This is a genomic window from Pseudoclavibacter chungangensis, assembly GCF_013410545.1.
GTDB classification, from domain to species: Bacteria; Actinomycetota; Actinomycetes; order Actinomycetales; family Microbacteriaceae; genus Pseudoclavibacter; species Pseudoclavibacter chungangensis.
Map to the genome: position 1 here is coordinate 3,186,050 of NZ_JACCFV010000001.1, position 26,655 is coordinate 3,212,704.

24 protein-coding genes and 2 riboswitches are annotated in these 26,655 nt (G+C 71.1%); of the genes, 13 read left to right on the forward strand and 11 right to left on the reverse strand.

The features are described 5' to 3' along the window. Window positions 1-17 precede the first annotated feature (17 nt). From HNR16_RS14080 to HNR16_RS14120, 9 genes are all read left to right on the forward strand, one after another. Entirely contained in the window at window positions 18-959 is a 942-nt protein-coding gene (locus tag HNR16_RS14080; protein WP_158041407.1) for an ABC transporter permease, read from the forward strand. Continuing rightward, on the forward strand, window positions 956-1,849 hold the full coding sequence (locus HNR16_RS14085) for an ABC transporter permease (protein WP_158041406.1): 894 nt from the start codon (window positions 956-958) through the stop codon (window positions 1,847-1,849). Before HNR16_RS14080 ends, HNR16_RS14085 begins: the two co-directional genes overlap by 4 nt. Continuing rightward, complete coding sequence (locus HNR16_RS14090) at window positions 1,846-3,486, forward strand: dipeptide ABC transporter ATP-binding protein (RefSeq protein ID WP_158041405.1); 1,641 nt, start codon at window positions 1,846-1,848, stop codon at window positions 3,484-3,486. Before HNR16_RS14085 ends, HNR16_RS14090 begins: the two co-directional genes overlap by 4 nt. Window positions 3,487-3,589: 103 nt before the next feature. After that, on the forward strand, window positions 3,590-4,606 hold the full coding sequence (locus tag HNR16_RS14095; RefSeq protein WP_158041404.1) for a putative FMN-dependent luciferase-like monooxygenase: 1,017 nt from the start codon (window positions 3,590-3,592) through the stop codon (window positions 4,604-4,606). Window positions 4,607-4,892: 286 nt separating this feature from the next. Continuing rightward, window positions 4,893-5,174, forward strand: a complete 282-nt coding sequence (locus HNR16_RS14100; protein WP_158041403.1) for a hypothetical protein — start codon at window positions 4,893-4,895, stop codon at window positions 5,172-5,174. A gap of 140 nt (window positions 5,175-5,314) precedes the next feature. After that, window positions 5,315-5,959, forward strand: coding sequence for a CMD domain protein (locus HNR16_RS14105; RefSeq protein WP_225737931.1), 645 nt, complete (start codon window positions 5,315-5,317; stop codon window positions 5,957-5,959). Then, complete coding sequence (locus HNR16_RS14110) at window positions 5,956-6,573, forward strand: alkylhydroperoxidase domain protein (protein WP_158041401.1); 618 nt, start codon at window positions 5,956-5,958, stop codon at window positions 6,571-6,573. The genes HNR16_RS14105 and HNR16_RS14110 overlap by 4 nt, the downstream gene beginning before the upstream one ends. Then, the gene (locus HNR16_RS14115) at window positions 6,570-7,211 is read left to right on the forward strand and encodes a VOC family protein (RefSeq protein WP_158041400.1); all 642 of its coding nucleotides are present in this window, start codon (window positions 6,570-6,572) and stop codon (window positions 7,209-7,211) included. Before HNR16_RS14110 ends, HNR16_RS14115 begins: the two co-directional genes overlap by 4 nt. Before the next feature lie 356 nt (window positions 7,212-7,567). Next, window positions 7,568-8,362 carry a hypothetical protein gene (locus tag HNR16_RS14120; RefSeq protein ID WP_158041399.1) on the forward strand — a complete coding sequence of 265 codons (795 nt, stop codon included), beginning with the start codon at window positions 7,568-7,570 and terminating at the stop codon, window positions 8,360-8,362. Window positions 8,363-8,706: 344 nt separating this feature from the next. Here HNR16_RS14120 and HNR16_RS14125 read toward each other — a convergent pair whose 3' ends face one another. Then, entirely contained in the window at window positions 8,707-9,249 is a 543-nt protein-coding gene (locus tag HNR16_RS14125) for a hypothetical protein (RefSeq protein WP_158041398.1), read from the reverse strand. A 148-nt stretch (window positions 9,250-9,397) separates the two neighbouring features. Here HNR16_RS14125 and HNR16_RS14130 point away from each other — a divergent pair, with 148 nt between their 5' ends. Further along, window positions 9,398-9,985 carry a hypothetical protein gene (locus HNR16_RS14130; RefSeq protein ID WP_158041397.1) on the forward strand — a complete coding sequence of 196 codons (588 nt, stop codon included), beginning with the start codon at window positions 9,398-9,400 and terminating at the stop codon, window positions 9,983-9,985. 205 nt (window positions 9,986-10,190) lie between these two features. On the opposite strand, the gene HNR16_RS14135 is transcribed toward HNR16_RS14130, so the two are convergent. Continuing rightward, window positions 10,191-11,888 carry an HNH endonuclease signature motif containing protein gene (locus tag HNR16_RS14135; RefSeq protein WP_158041396.1) on the reverse strand — a complete coding sequence of 566 codons (1,698 nt, stop codon included), beginning with the start codon at window positions 11,886-11,888 and terminating at the stop codon, window positions 10,191-10,193. A 12-nt stretch (window positions 11,889-11,900) separates the two neighbouring features. Beyond that, window positions 11,901-12,092 (reverse strand): hypothetical protein, encoded by a 192-nt coding sequence (locus HNR16_RS14140; protein WP_179558269.1) that lies wholly within the window; start codon window positions 12,090-12,092, stop codon window positions 11,901-11,903. A gap of 923 nt (window positions 12,093-13,015) precedes the next feature. Between HNR16_RS14140 and HNR16_RS14145 the strand changes: the two genes are divergently transcribed. Together HNR16_RS14145 and HNR16_RS14150 are read left to right on the forward strand one after the other, a co-directional pair. Beyond that, window positions 13,016-14,428 (forward strand): LssY C-terminal domain-containing protein, encoded by a 1,413-nt coding sequence (locus HNR16_RS14145; protein ID WP_225737930.1) that lies wholly within the window; start codon window positions 13,016-13,018, stop codon window positions 14,426-14,428. A 42-nt stretch (window positions 14,429-14,470) separates the two neighbouring features. Continuing rightward, window positions 14,471-14,797 carry a hypothetical protein gene (locus HNR16_RS14150; RefSeq protein WP_158041394.1) on the forward strand — a complete coding sequence of 109 codons (327 nt, stop codon included), beginning with the start codon at window positions 14,471-14,473 and terminating at the stop codon, window positions 14,795-14,797. A 22-nt stretch (window positions 14,798-14,819) separates the two neighbouring features. Here HNR16_RS14150 and HNR16_RS14155 read toward each other — a convergent pair whose 3' ends face one another. From HNR16_RS14155 to gcvP, 7 genes are all read right to left on the reverse strand, one after another. Continuing rightward, window positions 14,820-15,575: an iron ABC transporter ATP-binding protein gene (locus HNR16_RS14155; RefSeq protein WP_158041393.1), complete on the reverse strand. Its 756-nt coding sequence runs from the start codon at window positions 15,573-15,575 to the stop codon at window positions 14,820-14,822. After that, window positions 15,572-16,624 (reverse strand): iron chelate uptake ABC transporter family permease subunit, encoded by a 1,053-nt coding sequence (locus tag HNR16_RS14160; RefSeq protein WP_377700741.1) that lies wholly within the window; start codon window positions 16,622-16,624, stop codon window positions 15,572-15,574. Before HNR16_RS14160 ends, HNR16_RS14155 begins: the two co-directional genes overlap by 4 nt. After that, window positions 16,617-17,603: an ABC transporter permease gene (locus HNR16_RS14165; RefSeq protein ID WP_158041392.1), complete on the reverse strand. Its 987-nt coding sequence runs from the start codon at window positions 17,601-17,603 to the stop codon at window positions 16,617-16,619. The genes HNR16_RS14160 and HNR16_RS14165 overlap by 8 nt, the downstream gene beginning before the upstream one ends. A gap of 103 nt (window positions 17,604-17,706) precedes the next feature. Continuing rightward, window positions 17,707-18,699 (reverse strand): siderophore ABC transporter substrate-binding protein, encoded by a 993-nt coding sequence (locus tag HNR16_RS14170; protein ID WP_158041391.1) that lies wholly within the window; start codon window positions 18,697-18,699, stop codon window positions 17,707-17,709. A 482-nt stretch (window positions 18,700-19,181) separates the two neighbouring features. After that, window positions 19,182-19,565: a glycine cleavage system protein GcvH gene (gcvH, locus tag HNR16_RS14175; RefSeq protein ID WP_158041390.1), complete on the reverse strand. Its 384-nt coding sequence runs from the start codon at window positions 19,563-19,565 to the stop codon at window positions 19,182-19,184. Between the two features lie 4 nt (window positions 19,566-19,569). Further along, window positions 19,570-20,838 (reverse strand): glycine cleavage system aminomethyltransferase GcvT, encoded by a 1,269-nt coding sequence (gene gcvT, locus HNR16_RS14180; RefSeq protein ID WP_158041389.1) that lies wholly within the window; start codon window positions 20,836-20,838, stop codon window positions 19,570-19,572. Then, on the reverse strand, window positions 20,835-23,768 hold the full coding sequence (gene gcvP, locus HNR16_RS14185) for an aminomethyl-transferring glycine dehydrogenase (RefSeq protein WP_158041388.1): 2,934 nt from the start codon (window positions 23,766-23,768) through the stop codon (window positions 20,835-20,837). The genes gcvT and gcvP overlap by 4 nt, the downstream gene beginning before the upstream one ends. A gap of 51 nt (window positions 23,769-23,819) precedes the next feature. Continuing rightward, window positions 23,820-23,903, reverse strand: a riboswitch (glycine riboswitch). A 1-nt stretch (window position 23,904) separates the two neighbouring features. Beyond that, a riboswitch (glycine riboswitch) is annotated at window positions 23,905-24,003 on the reverse strand. Window positions 24,004-24,168: 165 nt separating this feature from the next. Here gcvP and HNR16_RS14190 point away from each other — a divergent pair. Next, entirely contained in the window at window positions 24,169-24,498 is a 330-nt protein-coding gene (locus HNR16_RS14190; protein ID WP_158041387.1) for a hypothetical protein, read from the forward strand. A 148-nt stretch (window positions 24,499-24,646) separates the two neighbouring features. Here HNR16_RS14190 and HNR16_RS14195 read toward each other — a convergent pair whose 3' ends face one another. Beyond that, the gene (locus HNR16_RS14195; RefSeq protein WP_158041386.1) at window positions 24,647-26,185 is read right to left on the reverse strand and encodes an MFS transporter; all 1,539 of its coding nucleotides are present in this window, start codon (window positions 26,183-26,185) and stop codon (window positions 24,647-24,649) included. Between the last annotated feature and the right edge of the window lie 470 nt (window positions 26,186-26,655).

The following is a 26,655-nucleotide window of genomic DNA, read 5'->3' on the forward strand; positions in this document are numbered from 1 at the left end:
CGATTGGACCCCATTCGATGAGATACGTCCTCGGCCGCATCGGCCAGGCGCTGATCGTGCTGCTCGTCGCGTTCACCGCGGCGTTCGTCCTCCTGCAGGCGATGCCGGGGGACGCGATCATGATCAAGTTCGAGAACCCCGAGCTCGGGCTCTCGCAGGAGCAGATCGCCGCGCTCCGGGAGAGCTACGGCGCCGACACGCCACTGCTCACGCAGTACGTGCACACGCTGTTCGGGTTCCTCGGCGGCGACTTCGGCTACTCGATCCAGAACGGCACACCCGTCAAGCAGCTGCTCGGCGCGGTGCTGCCGAACACGCTGCTGCTCGCCGTGCTCGGCTTCATCGCGGCCGTCGTGCTCGCCGTGCTCGTCGCGCTGCTCGCGAGCCTGCCCGCGTTCGCGAAGGTCGCCGAGTTCATCCGCGCGCTGCCGTCGCTGTTCATCGCGGTGCCCGTGTTCTGGCTCGCGATCGTGCTCATCCAGGTGTTCTCGTTCCAGCTTCGCCTCGTGCCGGTCATCAATCCCGGGCCGATCGAGGGGCTCATCCTGCCCGTCCTGACGCTCGCCGTGCCGATCTCGGCACCGCTCGCACAGATCCTCATCCGTTCGATCGACGAGGTGCGCGCGCAGCCGTTCATCGCGGTCGTTCGCGCGAAGGGTGCGAGCCCGTGGTGGATCCTCAGCCGCAACGTCGCGAAGAACGCGATGCTCCCGACGCTCACGATGGCCGGCGTGCTGTTCGGTGAACTCATCGCGGGCGCCGTCGTGACCGAGACGGTCTTCGGCCGCTCCGGGATCGGCCGCATCACCGAGCAGGCGGTCACGAACCAGGACACACCCGTGCTGCAGGCGGTCGTGATCGTCTCGGCGTTCGCGTTCGTCGCCATCAACCTCGTGGTCGACCTGCTGTACCCCGTCCTCGACCCCCGGCTCGCCCGCACGCAGGGGAGGCGCGCATGACCATCGCACCCGACACGAAGCCGGCAGGCGACCCCGTCGACGGCGGGGCCGCGGTGAAGACCCGCGTGCGCCCGACGGTGCTCGAACGCCTGCGGAAGCTCAGGCCGACGCTCGTCCTCTCGTACCTCGTGCTCGTGGTCGTCGTCGCGTGGGCGTTCCTGCCGGGCCTGTTCGCGCCCTACGACCCCATCGCGGGCTCCGGCCCGGCGCTGCAACCGCCGAGCGCGGAACACCTGTTCGGCACCGACGTGACGGGGCGCGACATGTTCTCGCGCGTCGTCCACGGCGCGATCCACTCGCTCTCGGGCGCACTGCTCGCCGTCTCGGTCGGCTTCGTGCTCGGCACCGCGATCGGTGTGCTCGCGGGCTCGCTGCGGGGCATCATCGACGACGTGCTCATGCGCATCGTCGACGTGCTGCTCGCCGTGCCGTCGCTGCTGCTGTCGCTCTCGATCATCATCATCCTCGGCTTCGGCACGACCCAGGCGGCGTTCGCGGTCGGGATCACCTCGGTCGCGGCGTTCGCGCGCCTCTCCCGCTCCGAGGTCGTGCGCGTGCGCGGCACCGACTACGTCGAGGCGGCGTTCGCGAGCGGCGGCCGGTTCTTCCCGGTGCTCGCGCGGCACGTCCTCCCGAACTCGCTCACGGCCGTGTTCGCACTCGCCGCGCTCCAGTTCGGGACGGCCGTGCTCGCGATCTCGACGCTCGGGTTCCTCGGGTACGGTGCACCGCCGCCGACCCCCGAGTGGGGGCTCATGATCGCCGAGGGCCGCGACTACGTGGCGACGTCCTGGTGGCTCACGCTCCTGCCCGGCCTCGTGGTCGTGCTCGTCGTGATGAGCGCCAACCGCATCAGCGCGGCCATCGCGAAGAAGGGGCGGATCGAATGACCGCAGTGCTCACGATCGACGACCTGCGCGTCGGATACCTCACGGGCGGCGAACGCATCGACGTCGTACGCGGCGTCTCGCTCGAGCTCGAAGCGGGCAAGGTGCTCGCGGTCGTCGGCGAATCCGGCTCGGGCAAGACCACGACCGCGCAGGCGGCGACGGGACTGCTCGCCTCGAACGGCAGCATCACGGGCGGCAGCGTCCGCATCGACGGGACCGACGTGACGGGCTGGACCGACAAGCGGTTCCAGACGATCCGCGGCGAGACGATCGGCTGGATCCCGCAGGACCCGAACAACTCGCTCAACCCCGTGAAGAAGATCGGCGAGAGCGTCGCCGAGGTGCTGCGCGTGCACAAGTGGAAGGACCGCGAGGCGCGTCGCGCGCGCGTGCTCGAACTGCTCGATCGCGTCGGCATCCCCGACCCCGAGCTGCGCGCGAAGCAGTACCCGCACCAACTCTCGGGCGGCATGAAGCAGCGCGTGCTCATCGCCTCGGCGATCGCGCTGCAGCCGCGCCTGCTCATCGCGGACGAGGCGACGAGTGCGCTCGACGTGACCGTGCAGAAGACGATCCTCGACCTCATCGACGAACTGCGACGCGAGTCAGGCACGGCCGTCCTCATGGTGACGCACGACCTCGCGGTCGCCGCCGACCGGGCCGACGAGCTGCTCGTGCTGAAGGACGGCACGGTGCAGGAACGCGGTGAGACGGTGCACGTCCTGCTGCACCCGACGAGCGAGTACACGACGCGCCTCCTGCACGACGCGCCCGCGATCGCGACGATCCGGGCGCGCGAGACGGAGGAGATCGTGGGGCCCGACGCGCCGAGGGACCCCGAGGCGGCGCCCGTCGTCGTCGCGCGCTCGCTCGTGCAGGAGTTCGGGCCGAAGCGTTCGCCGCTGCGGGCCGTCGACGACGTGTCGTTCGAGATCCCCGCGGGGACGACGCACGCGATCGTCGGCGAGTCCGGCTCGGGCAAGACGACGACGGCGCGCATCGTGCTCGGATTCCAGCGACCGACGTCGGGCTCGGTCGAGATCCTCGGCAAGGACATCACGTCGCTCCGCGGTCGTGGGCTGCGCGAGCTGCGCCGCTCGGTGCAGATGGTGTACCAGAACCCGTACAGCTCGCTCGACCCGCGACAGACGATCGAGCAGATCGTCGCGGAGCCGCTGCGCAACTTCGGCGTCTCGTCGGCGGCCGAGCGGCGAAAGCGCGTCGAGGGCATCCTCGACCGCGTCGCGCTGCCGAGCTCGATGCTCACGCGCCGCCCGCGCGAGCTGTCGGGCGGGCAGCGCCAGCGCGTCGCGATCGCGCGCGCGCTCGTGCTCGACCCGAGCATCGTCGTGCTCGACGAGGCCGTCTCGGCGCTCGACGTGACCGTGCAGGCGCAGATCCTCGAGCTGCTCGGGGAACTGCAGCGCTCGACGGGCGTCAGCTACCTGTTCATCTCGCACGACCTCGCGGTCGTACGGCTCGTCTCGCACACCGTGTCGGTCATGCGCCAGGGCGCGGTCGTCGAGGCCGGCCCCACGGCCGAGGTGTTCGACGCCCCGCAGGACGAGTACACGCAGCGACTCATCGCCGCGATCCCCGGCCGCCGTGCGGCCGAGACCGGCACCTTCCTCATCTGACCCGCTTCCCTCACCCGACCCACATCCGCGTGCGCGGGTCCCCCGCTCGGGACCGGCGCCGTCCCCGCTCCACCGAATCCCCACCCACCGGAGGCCCCGAACCGTGCCCGATCTCGCCTTCTTCACGCGACTGCTCGACGATGCCGAGCCCGCCGAGCGCTACCGGCTCGCGACGGAGCAGATCCGCCACGCCGAGCGCTTCGGGTTCGACAGCGCGTGGGTGGCGCAGCACCACTTCCACGGGAACGAGGGCGGACTGCCCTCGCCGCTCGTGTTCCTCGCGCACGCGGCGGCGCACACGAGCACGATCACGCTCGGCACCGGTGTCATCACGCTCGGGCTCGAGGATCCGATCCGCGTCGCGGAGGACGCCTCGGTGCTCGATGCGCTCTCGGGCGGACGGCTGCAGCTCGGGTTCAGCTCCGGCGGCACACCCGCATCGTTCCCGCCGTTCGGCGCGGTCTTCGCCGATCGGCACCCCGTGTTCGACGCGAAGATCGCGGCGCTGTTCGCGGCGCTCGGCGGCGACGACCTCGGCGGGGGCAACCACCTCTACCCGCCCGCGCACGGACTCGCGGAGCGCGTGTGGTTCGCGACGTTCTCGGCACCGCTCGCCGTCCGCGCGGGCGAGCTCGGGCTCGGACTGCAGCTCTCGCGCACGCAGCCGCGGCCCGAGGGCGACCCCGAGTTGCCGCTCTGGGACGTCCAGCACCCGATCGTCGACGCGTACGAGGCGGCGCTGCCTGCGGGTGCCGAGCGGCGCGTGTCCGTGGCACGGAGCGTGTACGTCGCCGACGACGGCGAGGCCGCCCGCGCGCTCGCCGAGGAACGCTACCGTCGTTCACCGCTCGCCCGTTCGATCGTCGGGGACGCGGTCGACGACCTCCCCCGCGACGAGCTGCTTCGTCGACTCGACGTGCACGTCGGCTATGTCGACACCGTCGTGGCGTCGCTCGCGGCCGACACGCTCCTGCCGCGCGCGACGCAGCTCTCGTTCCAGGTGCACTCGGTCGACCCGGCGCACGAGCTCGTGCTGCGCTCGATCGAGCTCATCGCGACCGAGGTCGCGCCGCGCCTCGGCTGGCGCGGTGCCGACGCCGAGGGCCCGGCGACCGCCTGAGCGCGCCGTCGCTTGAGCGCATGGGCGCCCGAGTGCGCCGTCGCTTGAGCGCGCCACCGCCCGAGTGCGCCGTCGCCCGAGCGCGCCACCGCCCGAGCACACAGCCGCCCGAGCACACAGCCGCCCCAGCGCCGCCACCGGGCTTCCGCCGAGACCCGCCCACCGGCCCATCCCCCGTCCCTCGAGTGCGACCAGGGACGGAGCCGCGCGCCGCGCCATCTCCCCCGGACGGGGGAGGCGCGATTCGTGAGCCGATCGTTACCTTCGAGGGAAGGCGGTGATTCGGATGCAGGCACGGTGGCACGCGGTGCTGTTCGGCGATCGGGAGGATCCGCGGCTCAGGCTCCAGGAACTCTTCGGCGGCAAGCTGCCCGATTCGGGCCAACCGCCGGCACCGGCGCTCGCGTGGGCGCGACGCGTGCTCGGCTGCCCGAACGGCGCACACGTGACCGATGTGGCGGTCGCGACGAGACTGCTGCGGGAGGCCGATCCGCGACTCATGCTGCGCCCCGCCGTGTTCCTCGCCGAGGCCGCCGTGCGGCGTGGGCTCGAGGTCGCCGACGCCTGAGCGCGCAGCACCCCGCCGCGCTTCATATGACGTCACGGAGCGGAACGCGGCGGCATCGCGCTTGTAGGTTCGAGCCGCACGGCAGCCGTGGTCCGGGCGCGTCACGCCCTCGACCGCGCGCCATCGGAAGGAGTGCGTACGTGTCAGACGACGTCATCGACGAGGTCCTCGCCATCCTGCCCGGCGATCCGCTCGACGCGATCCGCGCGGCGCGGCCGGCGGCGCGCGAGAACGCGCAGCGCAGCTACGAGGCGCTGTTCGAACCGGTCGACGCGAGCGAGGCATCGCTCGCCGAACGCGCACTCGTCGCACAGTTCGTGACGGGTGTCTCGCGCGAGCCGCTGCTGACCGACTGGTATCGAGCGGCTGCCGTCGACGCGGGTGCCGAGAGCCAGGCGGAGGTCGTCGACGCGCTCGTCGCGACGAGTGCCACGACGGGCCCGTTCGGTGCCTACGCCGAGGTCGGGCTCGCCGAGGAGTCGACCGACGGGCTGCGGCTCACGATCGACGCCGCGACCCGTCAGCTGCTCGGCGCGCGCCTCGCGTCGGCGATCGAGCACGCCCACCTGCTCGTGTTCCGGCCCCGCGAGGCATCGGCGGCGGCCCTCGACCGGCTGCTCGACGCGGGCTGGTCGACGACGGGCATCGTGACGATCTCGCAGCTCATCGCGTTCGTCAGCTTCCAGCTGCGCCTCGTGATCGGCCTCGGCGCACTGCAGGCCGACCTCGTCGAATCCGGGGCCACCGCCCCGACCGGAACCGCGACCCCGAGGAGCGACTCGTGACCGAGCACACCGTGCAGCACCCCGACCTCGAACGCCCCGAGCGGTTCACGCAGGACTCGCTCGGCTGGTCGCCCTGGCTCGAACCGCTCCCGAAGAGCGAGTTCACCGACCGGCACTGGGAGGCGGTCGTCGACCGGGCCCGCGCCGACATGCCGTACTTCGCCCTGCTCGCGAGGGATCCCGAGATCCTGCTCGCCCGCACGCGCACCGACAACGACATCTTCTACAACACCGAGGGCGGCGCCCCGCGGGCGGAACGCGAGCTCGCGGCGACGGCCACGTCGAGGCTCAACGGATGCGTGTTCTGCGCGTCCGTCCACTCGCGTTTCGCGACACAGAACTCGGATCGTGGCGAGGACGTGCAGCGTCTGCTCGACGAGGGCGTGACGGCGACGCTCGATCCGCGCTGGGACGCGGTCGTCGCGGCGTCGGTCGCGCTCACCGAGACGCCGAGCGGTTTCGGCACCGAGCAGATCCGGGCGCTGCGTGAGCAGGGACTCGACGACGTCGAGATCGCCGACGTGATCGCGGGCTCGGCGTTCTTCAACTGGGCGAATCGCCTCATGCTCTCGCTCGGCGAGCCGCAGGTGCCGAAGCGTCGGAGCGCGTCGTGAGCGTCCCGAGTCTGCTCGACCACGTCGTGCTCGCCGGGCCCGATCTCGAGGCCGCAATCGACCACGTGCACCGGCTCACGGGTGTGCGCGCGGAACGCGGTGGGCGCCATCCGGGCGGCACGGCGAACGCGCTCATCGCGCTGACGCGTGACGGGGCGCGGGGCACGCAGTACCTCGAGATCATCGGCCCCGATCCCGACCGCGAGGGCAACGAACTGCCAGAGACGTTCGGCATCGCGACGCTCACCGAGCCGCGGGTCGTCGCGTACGCGATCCATCCGCGCGACATCGAGGCGCAGGCGGCCCAGGCGGCGACCTCGTCGCACGACCCGGGGCCTGTCGAGCCGCTGTCGCGTCGGACCGAGCAGGGCACGCTGCTCGAGTGGCGACTCACGCGCTCGCGTGCGGCACTGCCGGCGTATCTGCCGTTCCTCATCGATTGGGGCGAGACGCCGCAGCCGGGTCTGACGACCGGCCCGGAGCTCGAGGTGCGCTCGTTCACGGCGACCGTGCCCGATGTGTGGTCGGCCGCGGAGGCGGCCACCGCGTTCGGTTCGGACATCCGGTTCAAGACGGGTGACGGGGTCACGCTGCGGCTCACCGTCGACGGCCCGAAGGGCGAGGTGACGCTCATCTGAAGCGGCACCCGCTCCGGGCATGCGGTTCGGGCATCCGGACCGAGCATCCGGCCCAAGCATCCGGCGCACGTACCCAGTCCGAGGTTCCGGCCCGAGCATCCGGCCTGAGCACCCGGTCCGAGCATCGGGCCCGAGCATCCGGTCCGGGCATGCGGTCTGAGCACCCGGTCCGCATCGCACCGGGTCGCGACGCCTCGCAGGGTGACCACAGGGCGCGTACCTGGGCCGGGTCGGGCCGGGATTCCGTGGCGGCGACACCCGGCTACCCCGTGCGCGAGCGCCACGTGTTTCCTGGGCTGATGAGGTGGGTGCCGCAGCGCTACGCTGGCGCGCATGACCTCTGTCCCGGAGACGTGTTGATCGCGACGGCAGACCACGAATCCCGCCGCGACGAGCGTGCGGTCGGTCCTGTCGCGTGGCCGCGTCTCGTCGTGGCCGCGTGCAGCGGTGCCATGCTCGCGCTCGCCTATGGGCTCGAGCCGGTCTGGTTCGCGGCCTGGCTCGGCGCGATCCCGTTGCTCGTCGTCGCGGCGTCGCTGCGGCTGCGTTCGGCGGCCGCACTCGGTGCGGTCGCGGGCGCGGTCGCTTCGGTCTCGCTCTTCGGACTCCACTGGAACGAGGCCGGCCCGGTCGACGCCGTCGTGCTCGCGTTCGCGCGGTCCGCGCAGTGGGCATTCGTCGCCTCGGCGGCACGTGTCGGTTCCTCGATGCTGCCGACCGGACTCGGCGTGCTCGCGGCGCCGATCGCGCTCGGGGCGAGCGAGTTCCTCTCGAACTCGGCTCCGTCACTCGGAGGCGTCGTCGTCGTGGTGGGGCACCTGCACGCGCTCCCCACGCACATGCTCGCGGCGCTCGGCGGTGCGCCGGCGGCGGCGTTCCTCGTCGCGCTCGTCGCGAGCTTCGCGACCGTGGCGTTCACACCGGCGCAGCGCACGGTGCGTCGCGTCGCGGTGCCGCTCGCGAGCCGAGTCGGAGCGTTCGGTGGCGGTTGCCCACGTGTGAAGGCGGCGAGGGCGTCGACGCCCCGCCCCGGGACGACGCGCCGTGTGGCCGGTGACGCGACGACGCCGGGCGCGATCAGGCGGCAGTCCAAGGGGGCCGCGGCACGTCGGCCGTCGCTGCGCCGGGCACGTTCCGAGGAGCGTCGCTGACGTCCTGGTCGTTGACCCCGCGATGGCTCGCCGCTCGGTCGACGATCTCCTGATCGCGCACCTCCCGGTCGGTCACCCCTCGGCCACCCGCCCTCGCGACCACTCACCTCTTGCCGGCTCGCCGCTCGGTCGACGATCTCCTGATTGCTGACCCCCGGGTCAATCACCTCTCGGCCACCCACCCCTCGGCCGCTCACCCCCTCGGCCCCGCCCACCTCGGCCGCTCACCTCTCGACAACCGACTCCTCGAGCCGACGTCCGCCGGTCCGCTGATCCGCCCGCAACTGCCTCGAGGCGGTGGCTTCCGGCCTATTCCCCACCCGAGGCCCGGTCGATCGCACCGCTCAGTGGTGGATCGCGAGTTCGACGACGAGGACCAGGAGGCCGAGCGCGACGGTCGTCACGAGGGCGAGCAGCTTCTGCCAGCCGGGGACGCGGAGGCGACGCACGGTGATGAAGGTCACGACGCCGAGGGTGATGATGAGGATGCGGCTGCCGACGGCGAGTGCGGTCGTCAGCTCGAGGACGCCCGCGAGCGAGAGTGCGAGCATGAGGATCGGGGCGATGACGACCGTGAGCGCGCCGAAGCTGACCTGCGCCATGTGCGTGACGACGGACTTCGAGGGGAGCGCGTTGTAGGCGGTCATGTGCGCGATGACGTCGGCGACGAACACGGTGAGGACGGTGCCGAACGCGGTGAGGGCGATCGTCGCGATCGATGGGAGTGCCTCGACGGCCCCCTCCTCGGCGTTGCGCACGAGCGCGAGAACGACGGCGAGCGAGGTGAACGTGACGTAGATGCGTTCTTTGAGTGCTTCGGCACGTCGTTCCGGGTCGGGATCGTGGTGTGCGCGCGTGCGTCGTGGTGGCGTAGGTACGTCGGACATGCCGTGCAGCGTACGCCCGCCGTGGGGTCGTGTCCCGCCGTCGCGCCGTCGCAGCGGCACGAGTGCGTCTCACGAGTGCGTGTGGGCGGTGGATCGTAGGGTGAGCCTGCACGTGTTCCGCACGGGAGCGCATCCGGGAGGAGATTCCATGGTGACGTACGAGCAGTTCGTCCGTGAGGTCGCGAAGACCGACCACGTTCCTGTCGATCTGGAGTTGCTGGTGCGCAGCACGATCGACGGCGCACCGTCGCCGTTCGACGATCTGGGTGTCGTCGCCGTGCTTCCGGGTGAGGATGTGAACGACACGTCGTATCTGAGCGAGTCCGAGCTCGCGGACCCGGATATCGCCGAGAACATCGCGGCGATCGGGCACGTGCTCGAGCGCGCGGTGATGGTCGCGAAGTCCGAGGACGGCGTGCATTTCGGGTACTGGGTCGATGGTCGGGACGGTGACCTCGAGGGGGCGCCGATCGTGAGCTTCGATTCGGAGGGCCAGTTCGCGCTCGAACCGGGCGCGAGTCTTGCGGAGGCGATTGCATGGCAGGTCACCTTCGGCGATCCCGATGAGTGGGGCGAGCTGCGGGACGGTTTCGCGGAGCACGGCATCGCGTTCTCGGTCGACGATCCGGACGAACTCGGTGACGAGCCCGTCGCCGCGCCGAGCGATCCGCGTGCACTGCACCTCGCATTCGTGAACGACTCGCGCGTCGCCCGCGGGCTCGACCCGATCGGCTGACTCTGACACCACGTCGGCGTGCGGGCTCGCTGCGCGCGCCTCCTTGCCATGATTCGGTATCGCCGTAATTCGGCATTGCCGTAATTCGGTATCGCCGGCATTCGGCGCCCGAGGGCCGGTGCCGCTTCGGCCGAACGGGGCAAAATGCAGACGAGCGATCGCAGGGTGAAGTCGGCCCTTCGGGTCAGGAAGTCGGCCCTTCGGATCAGAAGGGGGCGGGATCGTTTCCGTCGTCGGCTCCGGCGTCGTCTCGGGCCCGCCTTCGCCGTGGCCCGTGGGTGCCGTGTCGGCGCTGAGCGCTCGGGCGCGCGTCCACGGATTCCCCGCACGTTGATATCCGGAGAGTGGACTCGGCGTCGAGATAGTCGTCCGTGTTCGTGGGTGGTGGTTCGTTGACTGGCCGGATGGTCGGTGCGATCGAACGTTCGGGAGTATCGAGTGCACAGACCAACCCGGCCGGACGCTCCCGAACGTCGCGGCTGTCGGTCGGGCCGTCGTGGTCGTCGTGGTCGACTGCCCAGGAGGGTCGGAACCTGGGCCCGACAGGGATGGGCCGGTCTGAGTAGCGATCGCCGTTCGGTGAGAACCACACCAACCGCCCCGGCTCCTGCTGTTCGACTCGCCAGCGGGTGGCGTGTTTGAAGGTGTGGTGTCGGCGGCACAGGTGCGCCATGTTCCCGAGCGAGGACGTGCCGCCGTCGGTGACCGCGATGGTGTGGTCGATATCGCAACGCCTGGCCGGGCGCGTGCAGCCAGGGAAGCGGCAGTGCCCGTCGCGCACGCGGAGGAACTCGCGCTGCGCCGCCGTCGGGAAGCGCGTGTCGCTCTCGCGAGCGACGCCCGTGATCGGATCGGTCAGTACGCGCAGGAACGACGGTGCACGCGAGGCGAGTTCCCGCGCCTGTTCCACCGGCACCGGCACGACCCCGTCGAGCAGTGCAGGGTCATCGCCACCACCGAGGAGTGAGAGCACCGGGACGGTGATCGCGACGCGCGCGTTGATGCCGCCGGCCGCGCCGTGCGGTGACCCGCACCCCTCGGCGGGGTCGCTGGTGAGGACGAGTTCGCACAGCAGGTCGGCGCGGATCTGATCGTGGGTGCGGGGTTCGTCCGGCCCGGTGAGGGCTTTGGCCTGTTCGGTGAGCCGGTCGAGCATTGCCGCGCCGAGGAGTGTGGGGATGTGTGCTTCGAGTCGGCTCATGCCGTCGTCCTCGTGCACGACCCGCACCCCGCGCTGTTCGCGAGCAATCTCGTGCCGCTCGTCGAGACTCTCCCGCATGAGCGTCTGCGCTGCCCGCCGCGCGCGAGCCCGCAACCTGGCGGGCGTCTCCCGCGAGGCCCCGTCCACCACGGCCCGTTCGTACGCTTTGCGGGCGTCGTCGTCGGGGAGGCGTCGTCCTTCGGCGAGGATCACGCGAACGTGGGCGAGTGAGAGGTGCCCATCGCGGAGCATTCCTTCCGTGTCGGGGAACGCGTCGCGAAGCATGAGGCTCTCGCCGAGCTCGCGCGACACGACCGGCTCGGGCCGGCTGGTCGCGAGCGCGAGCTGGGCGGTGCGTTCACGCATCGCCGTCACCACCGCATCATCGCTCCCGGGAAACTCCTCCCGAGCACTTGCGAGGGTCGCTTCGTGAATGAACGCGAGCAGCTCGGCGCGGCGCGCTTCGGCTTTCGCGATGAGCTTGTCCTCGGCACGGATCGCGTCGAGCGCCAGGTCGAAGGCTTCGTCGTGGGCACCGATGCCGTCGAGATGTTGCAGGTGCATCATGAACGCAACGTGCGGCGCGAGCCGCGCCTGACCACGCGGCCGCGGGCACGCTTCACCGCCGGCCGCGGGACGCGAGACGGCATCCGAGGCCGGGGCCGGTGCGGCAGCGGTGCCGTCGGGCTCGTGATCGTTCATACCCACACCCCATCACCACCCACGGACAATCCGACTCGAGCCGAGAGCGGCGTCGGAAACGGGCACGGTGATGCCGTCGAGCGGCTGCGGACTGGACCACGAAGTCGCGTCACGGCGCGCGTCACCGCAGGCCGCGGGACGCGAGATGGCATCCGCGTCCAGGGCCGGTGCGGCGTTGGTGCCGTCGGGCTCGTGCTCGTTCATACCCACACCCCACCACCACCCACGGACGAACAGGGCCGACCCCGGAACGGACTCGTGAACGGACATGAGATCGGGGACATCGTCGAACGGGAACGCCCTCGAGAACGAACGCACCCGTCGGCGCGTCTCACCGCGGGCCGCGGGGCGGGCGACGGCGTCCTGGGCCGGAGCGGCAACTCCGCCGTCGGGCTCGCGATCGTTCCTGTCCACACGCCATCACCGCCCTCGGCGGAAAAGCTCGCCCAGGGGTCCGAGCCGACGGCACCGTCGCACGCCGGCAATCTCCATCGTGAACGTGCGCCGCGACGAACGCCGCCGCGAACGAACGAACGGCCAGACGCATGACGGCACGACCGACTGCGCGGAAGCGCGGACGCGGCCGCGGCCGCAGCCGCAGCCGAGCTGGGTCGGCCGTGCCTGCAGACTGCTGATCCGCGAAACTCGCGTCCCTTCGCCCCCTTCGCCGGGTTCGGACGCGCCGGTTCTGGACCGCGTCGCGATCCATCGAGCCGCCGCGTGGAACCTGTGCCCTCCCGGCCACGCTGCGCCACTCCGCGAGCACGTGCACCGGCGCCGACCGGCCGTGCAAGAAAGCCGGGTTGTTGCTACCGGGCCCGGGGCCCGGTAGCAACAACCCGGCTTTTTCCGCGGGTGCGCCGCGCCCGGCACGGTGCTGCCCGGCACGGTGCTGCCCGCCGGGGCGGGACCCCGCCGGGTCCCATACACTGAGGCGAAGTCCGGGCGGTCCCCTGTCGCGACCTGTTCCCCTGACGGCCACCCGTCACCCGACGACACCGTCACGCGACAGCGACCCGTCACCCGACAGCGCACCGTCACCCGACGGCCACCTGTCACCGCGAGCGGGGCCACGACGACGGCCGGGGCAACGCGGGGCCGTACACCGGGATCGGAGGGCGATGGACGTGACCGAACGCCCGCCCGTGCACGCCTCCCCGCGGCGATTCCCGTTGCAGATGCAGCAGCCGATCGAGCCGGCGCGGATCATCGACCGCCTCGCGATGATGATCGGGGCGGCGGCCGCGGTCTGGCTCGCCGTCATCATGGCGACCCAGGGGTTCCGGCACTGGTACAGCCCGATCCTGCTCGTGCCCGTGTGGGCGATCATCGCCTACCTCGCGCTGCCGCGGCTCCACCGCATGTTGAGCGACCTGTACGTGCCCGACTACTTCTTCGGTCGCACGCGGACGGGCGACGGGCTGCTCGGCGATCCCGTCAACCTCGCCGTCGACGGCTCGTTCGCGCAGCTCGACCACGTCATGCTCGAGGCGGGCTGGCACCGTGCCGACGAGATCACGCTGCGTTCGACCTGGGGGATCATCGTCTCGACGGTCCTCCGCCGTAGCTATCCGACGGCACCCGTCTCGCCCCTGTTCCTCTTCAACCGGCGGCACGACGTCGCGTACGAGCAGGAGGTCGCGGGAGATCCGAAACAGCGACACCACGTGCGGTTCTGGCACTGCCCGCCCGGGTGGCTCCTGCCCGGCGGGGCACGCACCGACTGGCTCGGCGCGGGCACCTACGACACGAACGTCGGCGTGAGCCTGTTCACCCTGCAGGTCACCCACCGCATCGACGCGAACACCGACGTCGAGCGCGACTTCGTCGTCTCGGGCGTGCGCGCCGCGGACCCCGCCGTCGGGCTGCGCACGCTGCACGATTTCACGACCGGCTACCACTCACGCAACGGTGGCGGCGACCGTTTCATCACGGACGGGGACCTTCCGGTGCTCGAGCTCGGCACCGTCGAGGTGCCGCGTCACCTCGCGCCGCAGGCCGACGAACGCATGCGCACGGTCGCGCTGCGCGCACCGCTCAGCATCGTCCTCGGCCTCCTCGCGGTGATCGGCGGCGTCGTCTACGAGATCGCGACGATCATCGCCGTCGTGCTCCAGGTGCGTCCCGAACTCGCGGACGTCGAGGGGTCGGACCTCCTGCTCGGCGTCGTCGTCGGCGCCCTCTCGCTGCTCGCGCTGAGTCAGGTCGTGTTCGCCGTGCTCGTGCTCCGCGGGGGTGCGCGCGGCTCGCGGTTCGTGCTCCTCGTGCTGCTCACCGCGGGTGTCCTGCTCTCGGCGATCGGTTACGCCTCGGGCGACGTGCCGCTCGAGTTCGACTCGACGCTGCTCGGGAACACCGTGCACTGCCTCGCGCTCATCGCGCTGTCGAGCGAATCGGCTGCAGCATGGACGCGACGTCCGCGCCCGGGTCGGACGAGGCAGGACGACCCGAACCGAGGTGACGCGCCCTCGCGCCTCCCTCCCGTGGGTGATTCGACACCACCCCGTGGGAGGGAGACGCGTGCCCCGGGCTCGTCATGACGGGCGATTCGCCGCGAGGGCCGCGTCCGTATCGTCGATGACATGACGACGACGCACCTCGCAGCAGACGCCCCAGGCTCCGCACCCGCGTGGCAGCGCGGGATCTCCCTCGCCACGTGCCTCGCGATGGTGCCGACGATGGCCTCCCCCGCCCTCACCCTCGCCGGCATCGACCCGTTCCTGTCGGTCATGCTCGGTCTCGGGACCACGCTCGTCACGCTCGTGGTCGGCGGCACGGTGCTCGCGCGTCGCATGCGCTCCTCGTCGGCCCGCGCGGACACGGCGGCCGCCCGCCACGACGAGCTGTCGGCGGACGAGTTTCGCGCAGCGCACGTGAACGACCGACTCGTCCCGTCGGCGCACCGGTAGTCGACGCGCCACGCGCCGGAGCTCAGTAGTACACGGCGAGCGGGCCCGTCGGCCCGTCGACGACCTGCACGGGAGTGTCGAACACGCGCGTGAGCACCTCGTCGGTGAAGATCTCGTCGCGCGTCCCGAACTCCACGACGCGGCCGTCCTTCACGGCGCAGATGCGATCCGCGTAGTGCCCCGCGAAGTTGATGTCGTGCAGCACGATCACGATCGTGCGCCCCAGTTCCTCGGCCGCGCGCCGCAGGTGGCGCATCATCTGCACCGAGTGGCGCATGTCGAGGTTGTTGAGCGGCTCGTCGAGCAGCACGTACTCGGTGTCCTGCGCGAGCACCATGGCGACGTACGCGCGCTGCCGCTGCCCGCCCGAGAGCTGATCGAGGAACCGTCCCTCGAGCGCCTCGAGGTCGAGGAAGTCGATCGCCCGACTCACGATCTCCTCGTCCGCCGCGGTCAGCCGCCCCTTCGAGTACGGGAAGCGCCCGAACGCGACGAGCTGACGCACCGTGAGCCGCGTGATGAAGTGGTTCTCCTGCCGCAGGATCGACACGATGCGCGCGAGTTCCTTCGACGGCGTCCTCGACACGTCATGCCCCGCGATCTCGATCGTCCCCGCGTCGATGCCGAGGAGCCGGCCGACCATCGTCAGCAGCGTCGACTTCCCCGCACCGTTCGGGCCGACGAGCGCCGTCACCCCGCCCTGCGGGATGCGCAGGTCGATCGGCCCGATCGCGACCTCGCTGCTGTAGTCCTTGCGGACGTCCTCGATGCTGATCACAGGCGGCCCTTCCGGAGGATGACGATGAGGAACACGGTGCCGCCGACGAGCTCGATGATGATCGACACGACGCCCTGGGCCGCGAACACGTTGCGCAGCACGAAGTACGCGCCGCTCAGGATCGTGAAGCACGTGAGCACGGCCATGAGGAACACGCGGCGGTGATCGAACGTGTCGGCGAACTGGTAGGCGAGCGTCGCGACGAGGAAGCCGAGGAACGTCATCGGCCCGATGAGCGCCGTCGACACCGCCATGAGCACCGCGACGAGCAGCAGCACGCGCATGAGCTCCCGCCGGTGGTCGATGCCCAGGCTCATGCTGACGTCACGCCCGAGCGCCAGCACGTCGAGTCGCTTCGCGCGCCACACGAGGAGCGTCGCGGCGACGATCACGAGCGGGATCGCGACGGGCAGATCGGCCGCGTCGGCGTGCGAGATATTGCCGAACAGGCGGGCCGCGAGCACGTCGAACTCGCTCGGCGTGAGCAGTCGCTGCATGAACGTCGAGACCGATCCGAGCCCGCCGCCGATGATGATGCCGATGAGCAGCATGATCTGCAGGTTCGCGTAGCGGCCGGACAGGAGCCAGCCGTAGAGCAGCATCGCGAACCCGACCATGATCGCGATCTGCAGCACGAACTGCCCCGTGCCCGCGACGAACGTGAGCCCGGCGACACCGAAGACGTACACCGACGAGGTCTGCACGGCCACGTAGAGCGACTCGAATCCCATGATCGACGGCGTGACGATGCGGTTGTTCGTCACGGTCTGGAAGCTCACCGTCGCGAGCGACTGGCACACCGCGACGACACCGATCACGACGATGCTCGTCGCGCGCAGCGACGCGATGCGCCAGAACCCGTCGGTGCCGAAGGGCAGCGGGTTGTCCCACGCGAGCAGACCGAACGCGAACGCGAGCGACAGCACCCCGAGGAGCCCGATGATCGACCAGTAGCGCACGCGCGCCCGCCGCGTCGGCAGGGGCGCCGAACTCCGCTCGATCGCGGACGCGATCGGCGGCGTCACGCGCTTCGTCGTGCGCTCAGCCACGACGACGCTGCCGCAGGAGGAGCAGGATGAACACGACCGCACCGACGATGCCGAGGATGAGCGAGACGGGCACCTCGAACGGCATGATGATCGTGCGCCCGACGAGATCGCACAGTGTCACGATGCCGATGCCGAGCAGCGCGACCCACGGCAGATTGCTGCGCAGGTCGTCGCCGCGCAGCATCGACACGATATTCGGGACGATGAGCCCGAGGAACGGCAGATTGCCCACGACGACCGTGACGATGCCGGTCGCGATCGCGATGAGCGCCGTGCCGAGCAGGATGACGCGGTTGTAGTCGAGGCCGACGTTCGTCGCGATCTCCTCCCCGAGCCCCGCGACCGTGAAGCGGTCGGCAGCGACGAACACCGCGACGCACACGAGCGCGACGAGCCAGAGCATCTCGTACTGACCGCGCAGCACCGAGGTGAAGCTGCCCGCGAACCACACGCCGAGGTTCTGGAGCATGTCGGTCGCGAGCGCGACGTAGGTGGAGACAGCGCCGACGACGGCGCCGAGCATGATGCCGACGATCGGCACGATGAGCGAGGAGCGCAGGGAGATACGCCGCAGCACGAGGAAGAACACCATCGTGCCGACGAATGCGGCGAGGACCGCGCCGACCATGCGCAGCGGGATCGGCGCGTTCGGGACGAGGATCATGACAACGAGCAGCCCGAGGCCCGCCCACTCGGTCGTGCCCGTCGTCGTCGGCTCGACGAAGCGGTTCTGGGTGAGCAGCTGCATGACGAGACCGCTCATCGCCATGGCGGCGCCCGCGAGCACGAGGGAGATCGTGCGTGGCACGCGCGTGATGGCGAACATCTCGGCACCGTCGTCGGCCCCCGCGACGTCGTACACGCCCGTCGTGAGCGAGAGCACGAGCAGGCCGCCGACGACCGCGACGCCGATGAGCAGCTTCCAGTCGAACAGCCGCCCGCGGCTCGCGGCGCGCGGAGTCGGTTTCGCCGTGGTCATGCGCCTGCGGCCTCCCGGTTCGTGGATCGTGATCGTCACGGCGCGCCCGGGCGGTCCCGTCCTGCAGGACGGGACCGCCGGTGGGACGCCGCGGGGCGGACGTCTACTTCTTCGCGCCGAGCGCGTCGGCGAAGTCGCCGAGGAAGACCGTGTAGGTCTGGATGGACTCGTTCGTGTAGGTGTCCGCGGGCATGTAGACGATCTGGTCCTGCTGCACCGCCGTCACACCGGCGAGCGCCTCGCTGCCCGCGAGCACGTCGGCGGCGGGCTTGAAGTCGGGCTCGCTCGCGTTGATCGCGGCGTCGCGGTCCATGACGAGGATCCAGTCGGGGTTCGCCTGCGCGATGGCCTCGACCGAGATGTCGTCGCCCTGGTGGTCGTCGCTCGCCCCCTCGACCTCGAGCGCCGGGGTGAGGGAGAGCAGGTCGAAGACCGGGCCGAGCGTGCGGCCGACACCGGGCGCGAGGTAGCCGATCTCGCCACCGGACGTGTTGACGGCCATGACGGTCTGGGCCGGGTCGTAGGCCTCGGTCGCGCGCGTCACCGACGAGTCGAACGCCGCACCGAGGGCCTGCGCCTCGGTCTGCTTGCCGAAGATCTCGCCGAGCACGGTGACGCCGTGCTTGAGTTCGTCGACGAGGGGCTTCTCGCCCTTCGGGCTCACGTCGATGACGGTCGCGTCGGGGACGAGCGACTTGATGTCGTCGTAGTAGTCGCTGAAGCGGCCACCGGTGATGACGAGGTCGGGCTCCGCCGCGGCGATGACCTCGAGGTTCGGCTCGCGGTGCGTCCCGACGTCGAGGATCGACTCGTCGTCCTTGTACGGGTTCGTCGACGGCATGAGCGCACGCGAGGCGGCGCTCAGCGGGATGTTCCAGTCGGCGAGCGTCTGGAACGTCGAGTTGTCGAGCGCGACGACGGATTGCGGCGGCGTCGCGACGGTCTGGGTGCCGAAGTTGTCCTCGATCTGGACCGTGCCTGCCGCGGCCTGTGAGTCGACCGGTTCCGACGCCGCGTCACCGGACGCGCACGCGCCGAACAGCAGGGCGGACGCCGCGGCGATCGCGACGGCCGCGAGTGGGCGCTTCATGGACATAGATGTGTCTCCTCGCTGAAGGGGGCGTTCTGTCGCCGGGCACGCCGAAAGACGTCGGTCGGTGACCGGCGAGAAACCCATGTCGACCGCGGCCGGAGCTGTGAGCTCGCCGCGGATATAGCAAGGCTAACCTAAGCTTCACGTCGCGTTCAACCGCGCCCTGTCGCGTCGCGCAGAGCGCCCGCACGGACCGCGCACGCGCTCGGCCGCTCGACGGGCTCGGCCGGCACTCCGCCCGAACTCATGGAATTCCGCCATGACCAGCGCTTCTCCTTGATCGTCGACGGAGCCGAGTGCGCGGCCGTGAACATGAGCCCGCCCCCTGTTCACGGGGCATCACTTTTCGTGCCTTCACGACACGCGAGTGGGCACGTCGCGCACGTCGTCGCGCGTGTCGCCACGGTGACCGCCCGTCCGGACACGCGTCGGAGGCGGGCGCGCGGCGTGCGCACCCACCCCCGACAGTGGATCCGACGAGCAGGTCAGGCCGTCTTCTCGGCGTGCGCCGTGTACGCCTCGGCGTCCAGCAGGGGGCCCTCCTCCGTGACCTCCACGACGAGCAGCCACCCGTCGTCATACGGGTCGCCACCGACGATCGTCGGGTCGTCGATCGCGGCCTCGTTCCGTTCGAGCACCGTGCCCGTGACGGGCGAGAACAGCTCGGCGACGCTCTTCGTCGACTCGATCTCGCCACACACGACGCCTGCGGTCACGGCCGCGCCGACCTCGGGCAGGTCGAGGTAGACGAGGTCGCCGAGGGCATCGGTCGCGACGAGCGAGACGCCGACGCGGGCGCTCGTGCCCTCGAGGGGCAGCACCCACTCGTGGTCCTCGGAATAGCGTCGGTCGGTTCGGATGTCGGTCATCTGGTCACGCTCCTGCGTTCTCGGTCGGCTGTGCGGGGTTCTGGGGCGGTTGCGCGGGATCCTGTGGCTGTGCGGCTGCTGCCTGGGGCGGTTCGGCCGGGCTCGTCGCGCCGGTCGCCGTCGGCGTCGCGCTCGGCCGCTTCGGGCGCGGCAGGAAGGGCAGCGTGGCGACCTCGAACGGCTCGGCGCGGCCACGCACGTCGACGTCGAGCGCCGTCCCCGGCTCGGCGTGCGCGATGTCGACGTAGGCGAGGGCGATGGGTACGCCGAGGGTCGGGCTCGGCTGGCCGGAGGTCACCTCGCCGACGACCTCGCCGTCGAGCTGCACGGCGTACCCGGCGCGCGCGGCGCGGCGGCCGGTGCCGCGCAGGCCGACGAGCGTCCGGCCGCTCGTGGTGCCCCGCCCCTCGGCCGCGTGCGCGGCGAGCGCTCGCGAGCCCGTGAACGGTTCGGGCTTGTCGAGCACGACGACGCGGTCGAGTCCCGCCTCGTACGGCGAGCGATCGAGGTCGAGCTCGTGGCCGTAGAGCGGCATGCCTGCCTCGAGCCGGAGGGAGTCGCGCGCCGCGAGCCCGGCGGGAACGAGGCCGACCGGTGCGCCGGCAGCCGCGACCGCGTCCCACAGCCGTTCGGCCCCGTCCGCGTCGGCGAACAGCTCGAACCCGTCCTCGCCCGTGTACCCGGTGCGCGCGACGAGGGCATCGACCCCGGCGACGGTCAGCGGGATCGCGGCGTAGTAGCGCAGCTCCCGCACCGCGTCGGCGTCGTCGTCGGACACGAGCTCGAGCAGGATGCGCTCGGCGACGGGCCCCTGCACGGCGACGAGTGCCGTCCGTGCCGTCAGATCGGCGACCCGCGCGTCGAGCCCGTTCGCCGCCGATGCGAGGAGTCCCGCGACGTTGTCCGCGTTGCCCGCGTTCGGGACGACGAGGAACCGGTCCTCGCCCGTCCGGTACACGATGACGTCGTCGACGACGCCGCCCTCCTCGGTGCAGACGAGCGAGTACTTCGCGCGTCCGACCGCGAGGGCGGACAATCGACCGACGAGTGCCCGGTCGAGCAGGCGCCCCGCCTCGGTGCCGGTGATCTCGACCTCGCCCATGTGCGAGAGATCGAACAGGCCCGCGGCCTCGCGCACGGCACGGTGCTCGGCCGTCTCGGAGCCGTAGCGCAGCGGCATGTTCCAGCCGCCGAAGTCGGTGAAGCTCGCGCCGAGGCGCTCGTGCACGGCGTGCAGCGGCGTCGTGCGGGGGCCGGTCCCGGTCGCGCTCATGCGCGCACCTCCTCGCGTCGGGCGGGTTCGGGCGGGACGTCGTCCGCGTTCTCGGCGAGCGCCTCGATGGGCGGGCACGAACACACGAGATTGCGGTCGCCCCTCGCGGCGTCGATCCGGCTCACGGGCGGGAAGTACTTGTCCTGCCGGTCGACGCGGCCGGGGAACGCGGCCTGCTCGCGCGAGTACGCGCGCTCCCACGTATCGCTCACGACGTCGGCACTCGTGTGCGGTGCGTGCCGCAGCGGCGAGTCGGCGACGTCGATCGTGCCGTCGGCGATCTCGTCGATCTCGGCACGGATCGCGATCATCGCGTCGACGAAGCGGTCGAGTTCGGTCAGGTCCTCCGACTCGGTCGGCTCCACCATGAGGGTCCCGGCGACGGGGAACGAGAGCGTCGGCGCGTGGAACCCGAAGTCGATGAGCCGCTTCGCGACGTCCTCCGCCGTCACCCCGGTGCGCTTCGTGAGGGCGCGCAGGTCGAGGATGCACTCGTGCGCGACGAGCCCCTGCTCGTCGGTGTAGAGCACGGGGAAGAACGGGTCGAGCCGCTTCGCGACGTAGTTCGCGGTCAGGAGCGCCGCGCGCGTCGCCTCGGTGAGCCCCTCGCCGCCCATGAGCTCGAGGTAGGCCCACGAGATCGGCAGGACGCCGGCCGAGCCGGAGCGCGATGCCGAGACGGGCACACCGCCCTCGTCGTCCGGCTCCCACGTGGTCGCGTCGGCGGGCAGGAACGGTGCGAGGTGCTCGCGTACCGCGACGGGCCCGACGCCGGGACCACCGCCGCCGTGGGGGATGCAGAACGTCTTGTGCAGGTTGAGGTGCGACACGTCGCCACCGAACTCACCGGGCTTCGCGAGGCCGACGAGCGCGTTCATGTTCGCGCCGTCGATGTACACCTGGCCGCCCGCGGCGTGCACCGTGTCGCACACCTCACGCACATCGGCTTCGAAGACGCCGTGGGTGGAGGGGTAGGTGATCATGATCGCCGCGACGCGTCCCTCGTGTGCGGTGAGTTTCGCCGCGAGGTCGTCGAGGTCGATCGTGCCGTCGGCGGCGGTCGCGACGACCACGACGCGAAGCCCCGCGAGCACGGCCGAGGCGGCGTTCGTGCCGTGTGCGGAGGCGGGGATGAGGCACACGTCGCGCTCGGCCTCGCCGCGCGAGCGGTGGTAGCCGCGGATCGCGAGGAGGCCCGCGAGCTCGCCCTGCGATCCCGCGTTCGGCTGGATCGAGACGCGGTCGTAGCCCGTGACGGTCGCGAGCCGTGCCTCGAGATCGGCGACGAGTTCGTCCCAGCCGACGGTCTGCGCGGCGGGCGCGAACGGGTGGATCAAGGCGAACGCCGGCCACGTGATGGCCTCCATCTCGACGGCGGCGTTGAGCTTCATCGTGCACGAGCCGAGGGGGATCATCGTCCGGTCGAGCGCGAGATCGCGGTCGGCGAGGCGCCGCAGGTAGCGCATGAGGCGCGTCTCGGAGCGGTACTCGTGGAAGACGGGGTGCGTGAGGAACTCGCTCGTGCGGCGAAGCGCAGGGTCGATGCCGAATGCGGCGGCCACGTCCTCGCCGCCCGGGCGGACATCGCCGTCGCCGTCGCCGAGCACGCTCGCGACGGCCTCGACGAGGCGATCGACGATCTCCACGGTCGTCGTCTCGTCGCACGCGATGCCCACCGCGTCGGCGTCGACGTGTCGCAGGTTGATGCCCACCTCGTCCGCCGCCGCCACGATCGCGGCAGCGCGGCCGGGGACGCGGATCGTGACGGTGTCGAAGAAACTCGTGCGCGTCACCGTCGCACCCGCGGCGGTCAGGCGGCGGGCGAGGTCGAGCGCGTGTTCGTGCACGCGCTGCGCGATCGCGGCGAGGCCCTCGGGGCCGTGGTGGACGGCGTACGCGCCGGCGACGATCGCGAGCAGTGCCTGCGCCGTGCAGATGTTCGATGTCGCGCGCTCCCGCCGGATGTGCTGCTCGCGGGTCTGCAGTGCGAGGCGGTACGCGGGGCGACCCGCCGCGTCCGTCGAGACGCCGACGAGGCGCCCCGGCAGCTGGCGCTCGAGCCCCTTCCGAACCGACATGAACGCGGCGTGCGGACCGCCCGCGAACAGCGGCACCCCGAAGCGCTGGGCGCTGCCGACCGCGATGTCGGCACCCTGCTCGCCGGGGGGCGTGAGGAGCGTGAGCGCGAGCAGATCGGTCGCGACGGTCACGAGCGCGCCACGCTCGTGCGCCGAGGCGATGAGCTCGCTCGCGTCGGAAACGTTGCCGTCGGTACCGGGCTGCTGGATCACGAGCCCGTTGACGGGACCGTCCGGCAGGCCACCGGCCAGGTCGGTCGTGACGACCTCGAAGCCGAGCGCGAGCGCACGCGCACGGACGATCGCGATCGACTGGGGGTGGAGGTTCGCGTCGAGCACCGTCACCCCGTCGCCGGCCTCACCGCGGCCGTTCGCGCGGCGCATGAGCAGTACGGCCTCTGCGACGGCGGTGGCCTCGTCGAGGAGCGAGGCGCCCGCGATCTCGAGACCGGTGAGATCGGCGACGGCGGTCTGGAAGTTGAGGAGCGCTTCGAGACGGCCCTGCGAGATCTCGGGCTGGTAGGGCGTGTACGCCGTGTACCAGGCGGGGTTCTCGACGATGCCGCGACGGATGACGGCAGGCGTGATCGTGTCCGAGTAGCCCTGTCCGATCATCTGCACGCGCGTGGTGTTCCGGGCGGCGAGATCGCGCAGCGCCGCGAGCACCTCGGCCTCGGTGCGCCCGGCGGGGAGCTCGAGCGGCCCGTCGAGCGCGATGGACGGCGGAACGGCGGCGGCCGCGAGCGCGTCGAGGGAGTCGAAGCCGACGGTCGTGAGCATGCGGTCGACCTCGTCGGCTCGTCGCGAGCCGATGTGTCGGTCTGCGAAGGTCGCCTCGTGGGGGCGGATCATGGGAACTCCAAGTTCTGGCCGCGTTCGGCCGACGGATGTCGAGTTCCTCCCCGCTCTGTCACGGACCTGAGAGATTCCGTCCTCGCGGACTTGCACCGTCGGTGAGCCGACGCGCGTCGACTGCTTTCCAGAGTGCCCTGGCGTGGCGGTACGGGTGCCTGAGAGATTCCCGGAGAGGTGTTGCTCCTACGGCGCCGCTCGGCTCTCGCCGGGCGGACTCTCCCGCCACGCTGCGGGCGGTGTTCAATTGTGTGCCTCGGCGCCGAGCATACACGGGGCACGTCCGCGGCCCCGGCGGACCGAACGCGACACGGGGATCCCCCGACGGAGGGAGGGTCGATCCTCGCAACTCGCCCGTTCGGATGATCCGTCGAGGCGGGATGGCTCGTAACGTCGAGGCATGTCCACGCACTCGACGCCGACTGCAGCATCGGAGCAGCGGCACGCGAACGGCCGACTTCCCGGCTGCGAACTGGCGATCACGGCCCTCATGGCCTCGTCGCTCCTGGTCTTCGCGGGGGTGGCCCCGCCCGGGGCGGTGCTGATCGGCGTCGTGGCCGCGGTCGTCCTGTTGATCGTCGGGCGGCGCAGCGTCGCCGCCCTCACACGCCGGAGCGCGTGCGCGCGCGTGAAGGCGGCCGCGACGGCGACGATTGCCACCACGGATACCGACGGGCCGGACCGGTCGGACGCCGGCGAGCGCGAGCGGACCGGCGCGAACGTCGCCTGACGGCGCGGCTCGGCCCGATGGGCCTCGGCTCGGCTCCCGGTCGTGCGGTCCGCTGCGGCGCGGAGCACGAACCCGCCGGTCCCGGCGACGACACCCACGAACGACGACGCCGGGCCACACGTCTCGTGGGGTCCGGCGTCGTGCGTGCTCAGCTGTCGCGTCGCGTGACGAGCGGCATGGTGCTCGTGTCGAGGAACTCGTTCGTGTCCTGACCTCGAACGAGGTCCTCGGCCTCGCTCGACGTCGTGACGGTCGGGAGCGAGCCGATGAGCGGTCGCTTGCCGGACTCGGGCATGAACATGAGTGCGACGCCCGCGAGTGCCGCGAACAGCATGATGTAGAACGCGGGCATGAACGTGTTGCCGGTCAGCTCGATGAGGCCCTGGCTGAACAGCGGCGTCGTCCCGCCGAAGAGCGATGCGGCGAGGTTGTACGTGATGCCCATGCCCGTGAAGCGCGACGCGGTCGGGAACAGCGCGGGCAGGGCGGATGCGGTGAGCGACACGTAGAACGCGGTCGGGATCGCGACCATGGCGAGCGCGATGAACACGGCCCACTCCTGGCCGATCTGCATGATCGCGAACGCGGGCACGAGCAGGACGAGGCTCGAGACGACGGCGATCGTGTAGACGGGCTTGCGACCGATGCGGTCGGAGAGGCGACCGATGAACGGCAGCAGGAGCGACATCACGATGAGGACGGGGACGGTCGCGATCGCCGCGTCGAGCGTCGAGAGGCCGACCTCCTTCTCGAGGTACGTCGGCATGTAGCTCGTGAGCGCGTACGCGACGGTGAGCTCGGCGGAGACGATCGCGATGCCGATGAGCACGGAGCGCCAGTGGTGGCGGAGCACGCCGAGGATGCCGTGACGTGCGAGCGGGTCGTCGTCGCGTCGGGCGCGGGCCGCGGCGTCCTCGACCTCGTCCTTCGAGTCCGCGTTCGCGGCCTCGCTCGCCTCGAAGCTCGGCGTCTCGGGGATGCGGGCGCGGAACCAGATCGCGACGATGCCGAGGGGGATCGCGAGGAGGAAGGGGATGCGCCAGCCGAAGTCGAGCATCGCGTTGTCGCCCGCGAGCGAGGTCGTGATCCAGGTGGTGATCGCGACGGTCGCGGCACCCGCGGCGAAGCCGAGGTAAGAGCCGACCTGCAGCAGCGACGACCAGAAGCCACGGGCGCGGTCGGGCGAGAACTCGGCGACGTAGGTGGATGCGCCGGCGAACTCGCCGCCCGTGGAGAAGCCCTGCAGCATCTTGAGCAGGTAGAGGGGCACGATGACCCAGAGGCCCATCTGCGCGGCGGTGGGGAGCAGGCCGATGAGCGCGGTCGAGATCGCCATGAGCGCCATCGTGAAGAACAGGACGCGCTGACGACCGAGCCGGTCGCCGAGCGGACCCAGCACGAGCCCGCCGATCGGGCGCACGAGGAACGAGACCGCGAAGCCGAAGAGCGTGACGAGCAGGCCCATGCGCTCGTCCATGCCCTCGGTGAAGACGGTCGTCATGGTGACGGCGAGGTAGCCATAGATCCCGAAGTCGTACCACTCCATGAAGTTGCCGACGACGGTGCCGCCGATGGCCTTCCGGATGCTCTTCGGGTTGACGACGATGACGTCGTCGACCTCGAGGCGTCGCTGTCGCCCGGGTCGACCGGCGTCGTCGGCGGTTCGCTGGATGGGCTCGTCGGTCATGGGAACTCCTCGCGCTCGCTTCCGATCCGGCCAGGATCGCGTCCGGCGGGGCGCGAGTGGCTCGACCGCGCGGGTGAGCGGCCCGACGACGGACTCACAAGTATGCCGAGCGTCTCGAGGGATGCAAGCCCGAAGATCGCGGGGCAGCCGCGTCAGTCACGTCGATCGACTGTCACCGGCTCGATTGGATCCGCGCGCACGACGTGGCTCCCTCCGATCGTCGTGATCGACGCGACGCGGTAGCCCGCGGTCTCCAGCACGGCGAGGTAGTCGGCGAGAGCGAGAGGGGGCGGCTCCGTCGCGGCGTCGCCCACACCCGGGTCGGGGCCCCTTTCGGTGCCGAACACGGCGCGCAGGTCCGGCCGCTCGGTCGTCTCGCACCATCAGCGGGCCCACGGGCTCTCGAAGCTGCGGGGACCCGACAGCGGCACCTGTCCCAGTCGTGGAGGCATGCCGCTGCGACGGGGGCT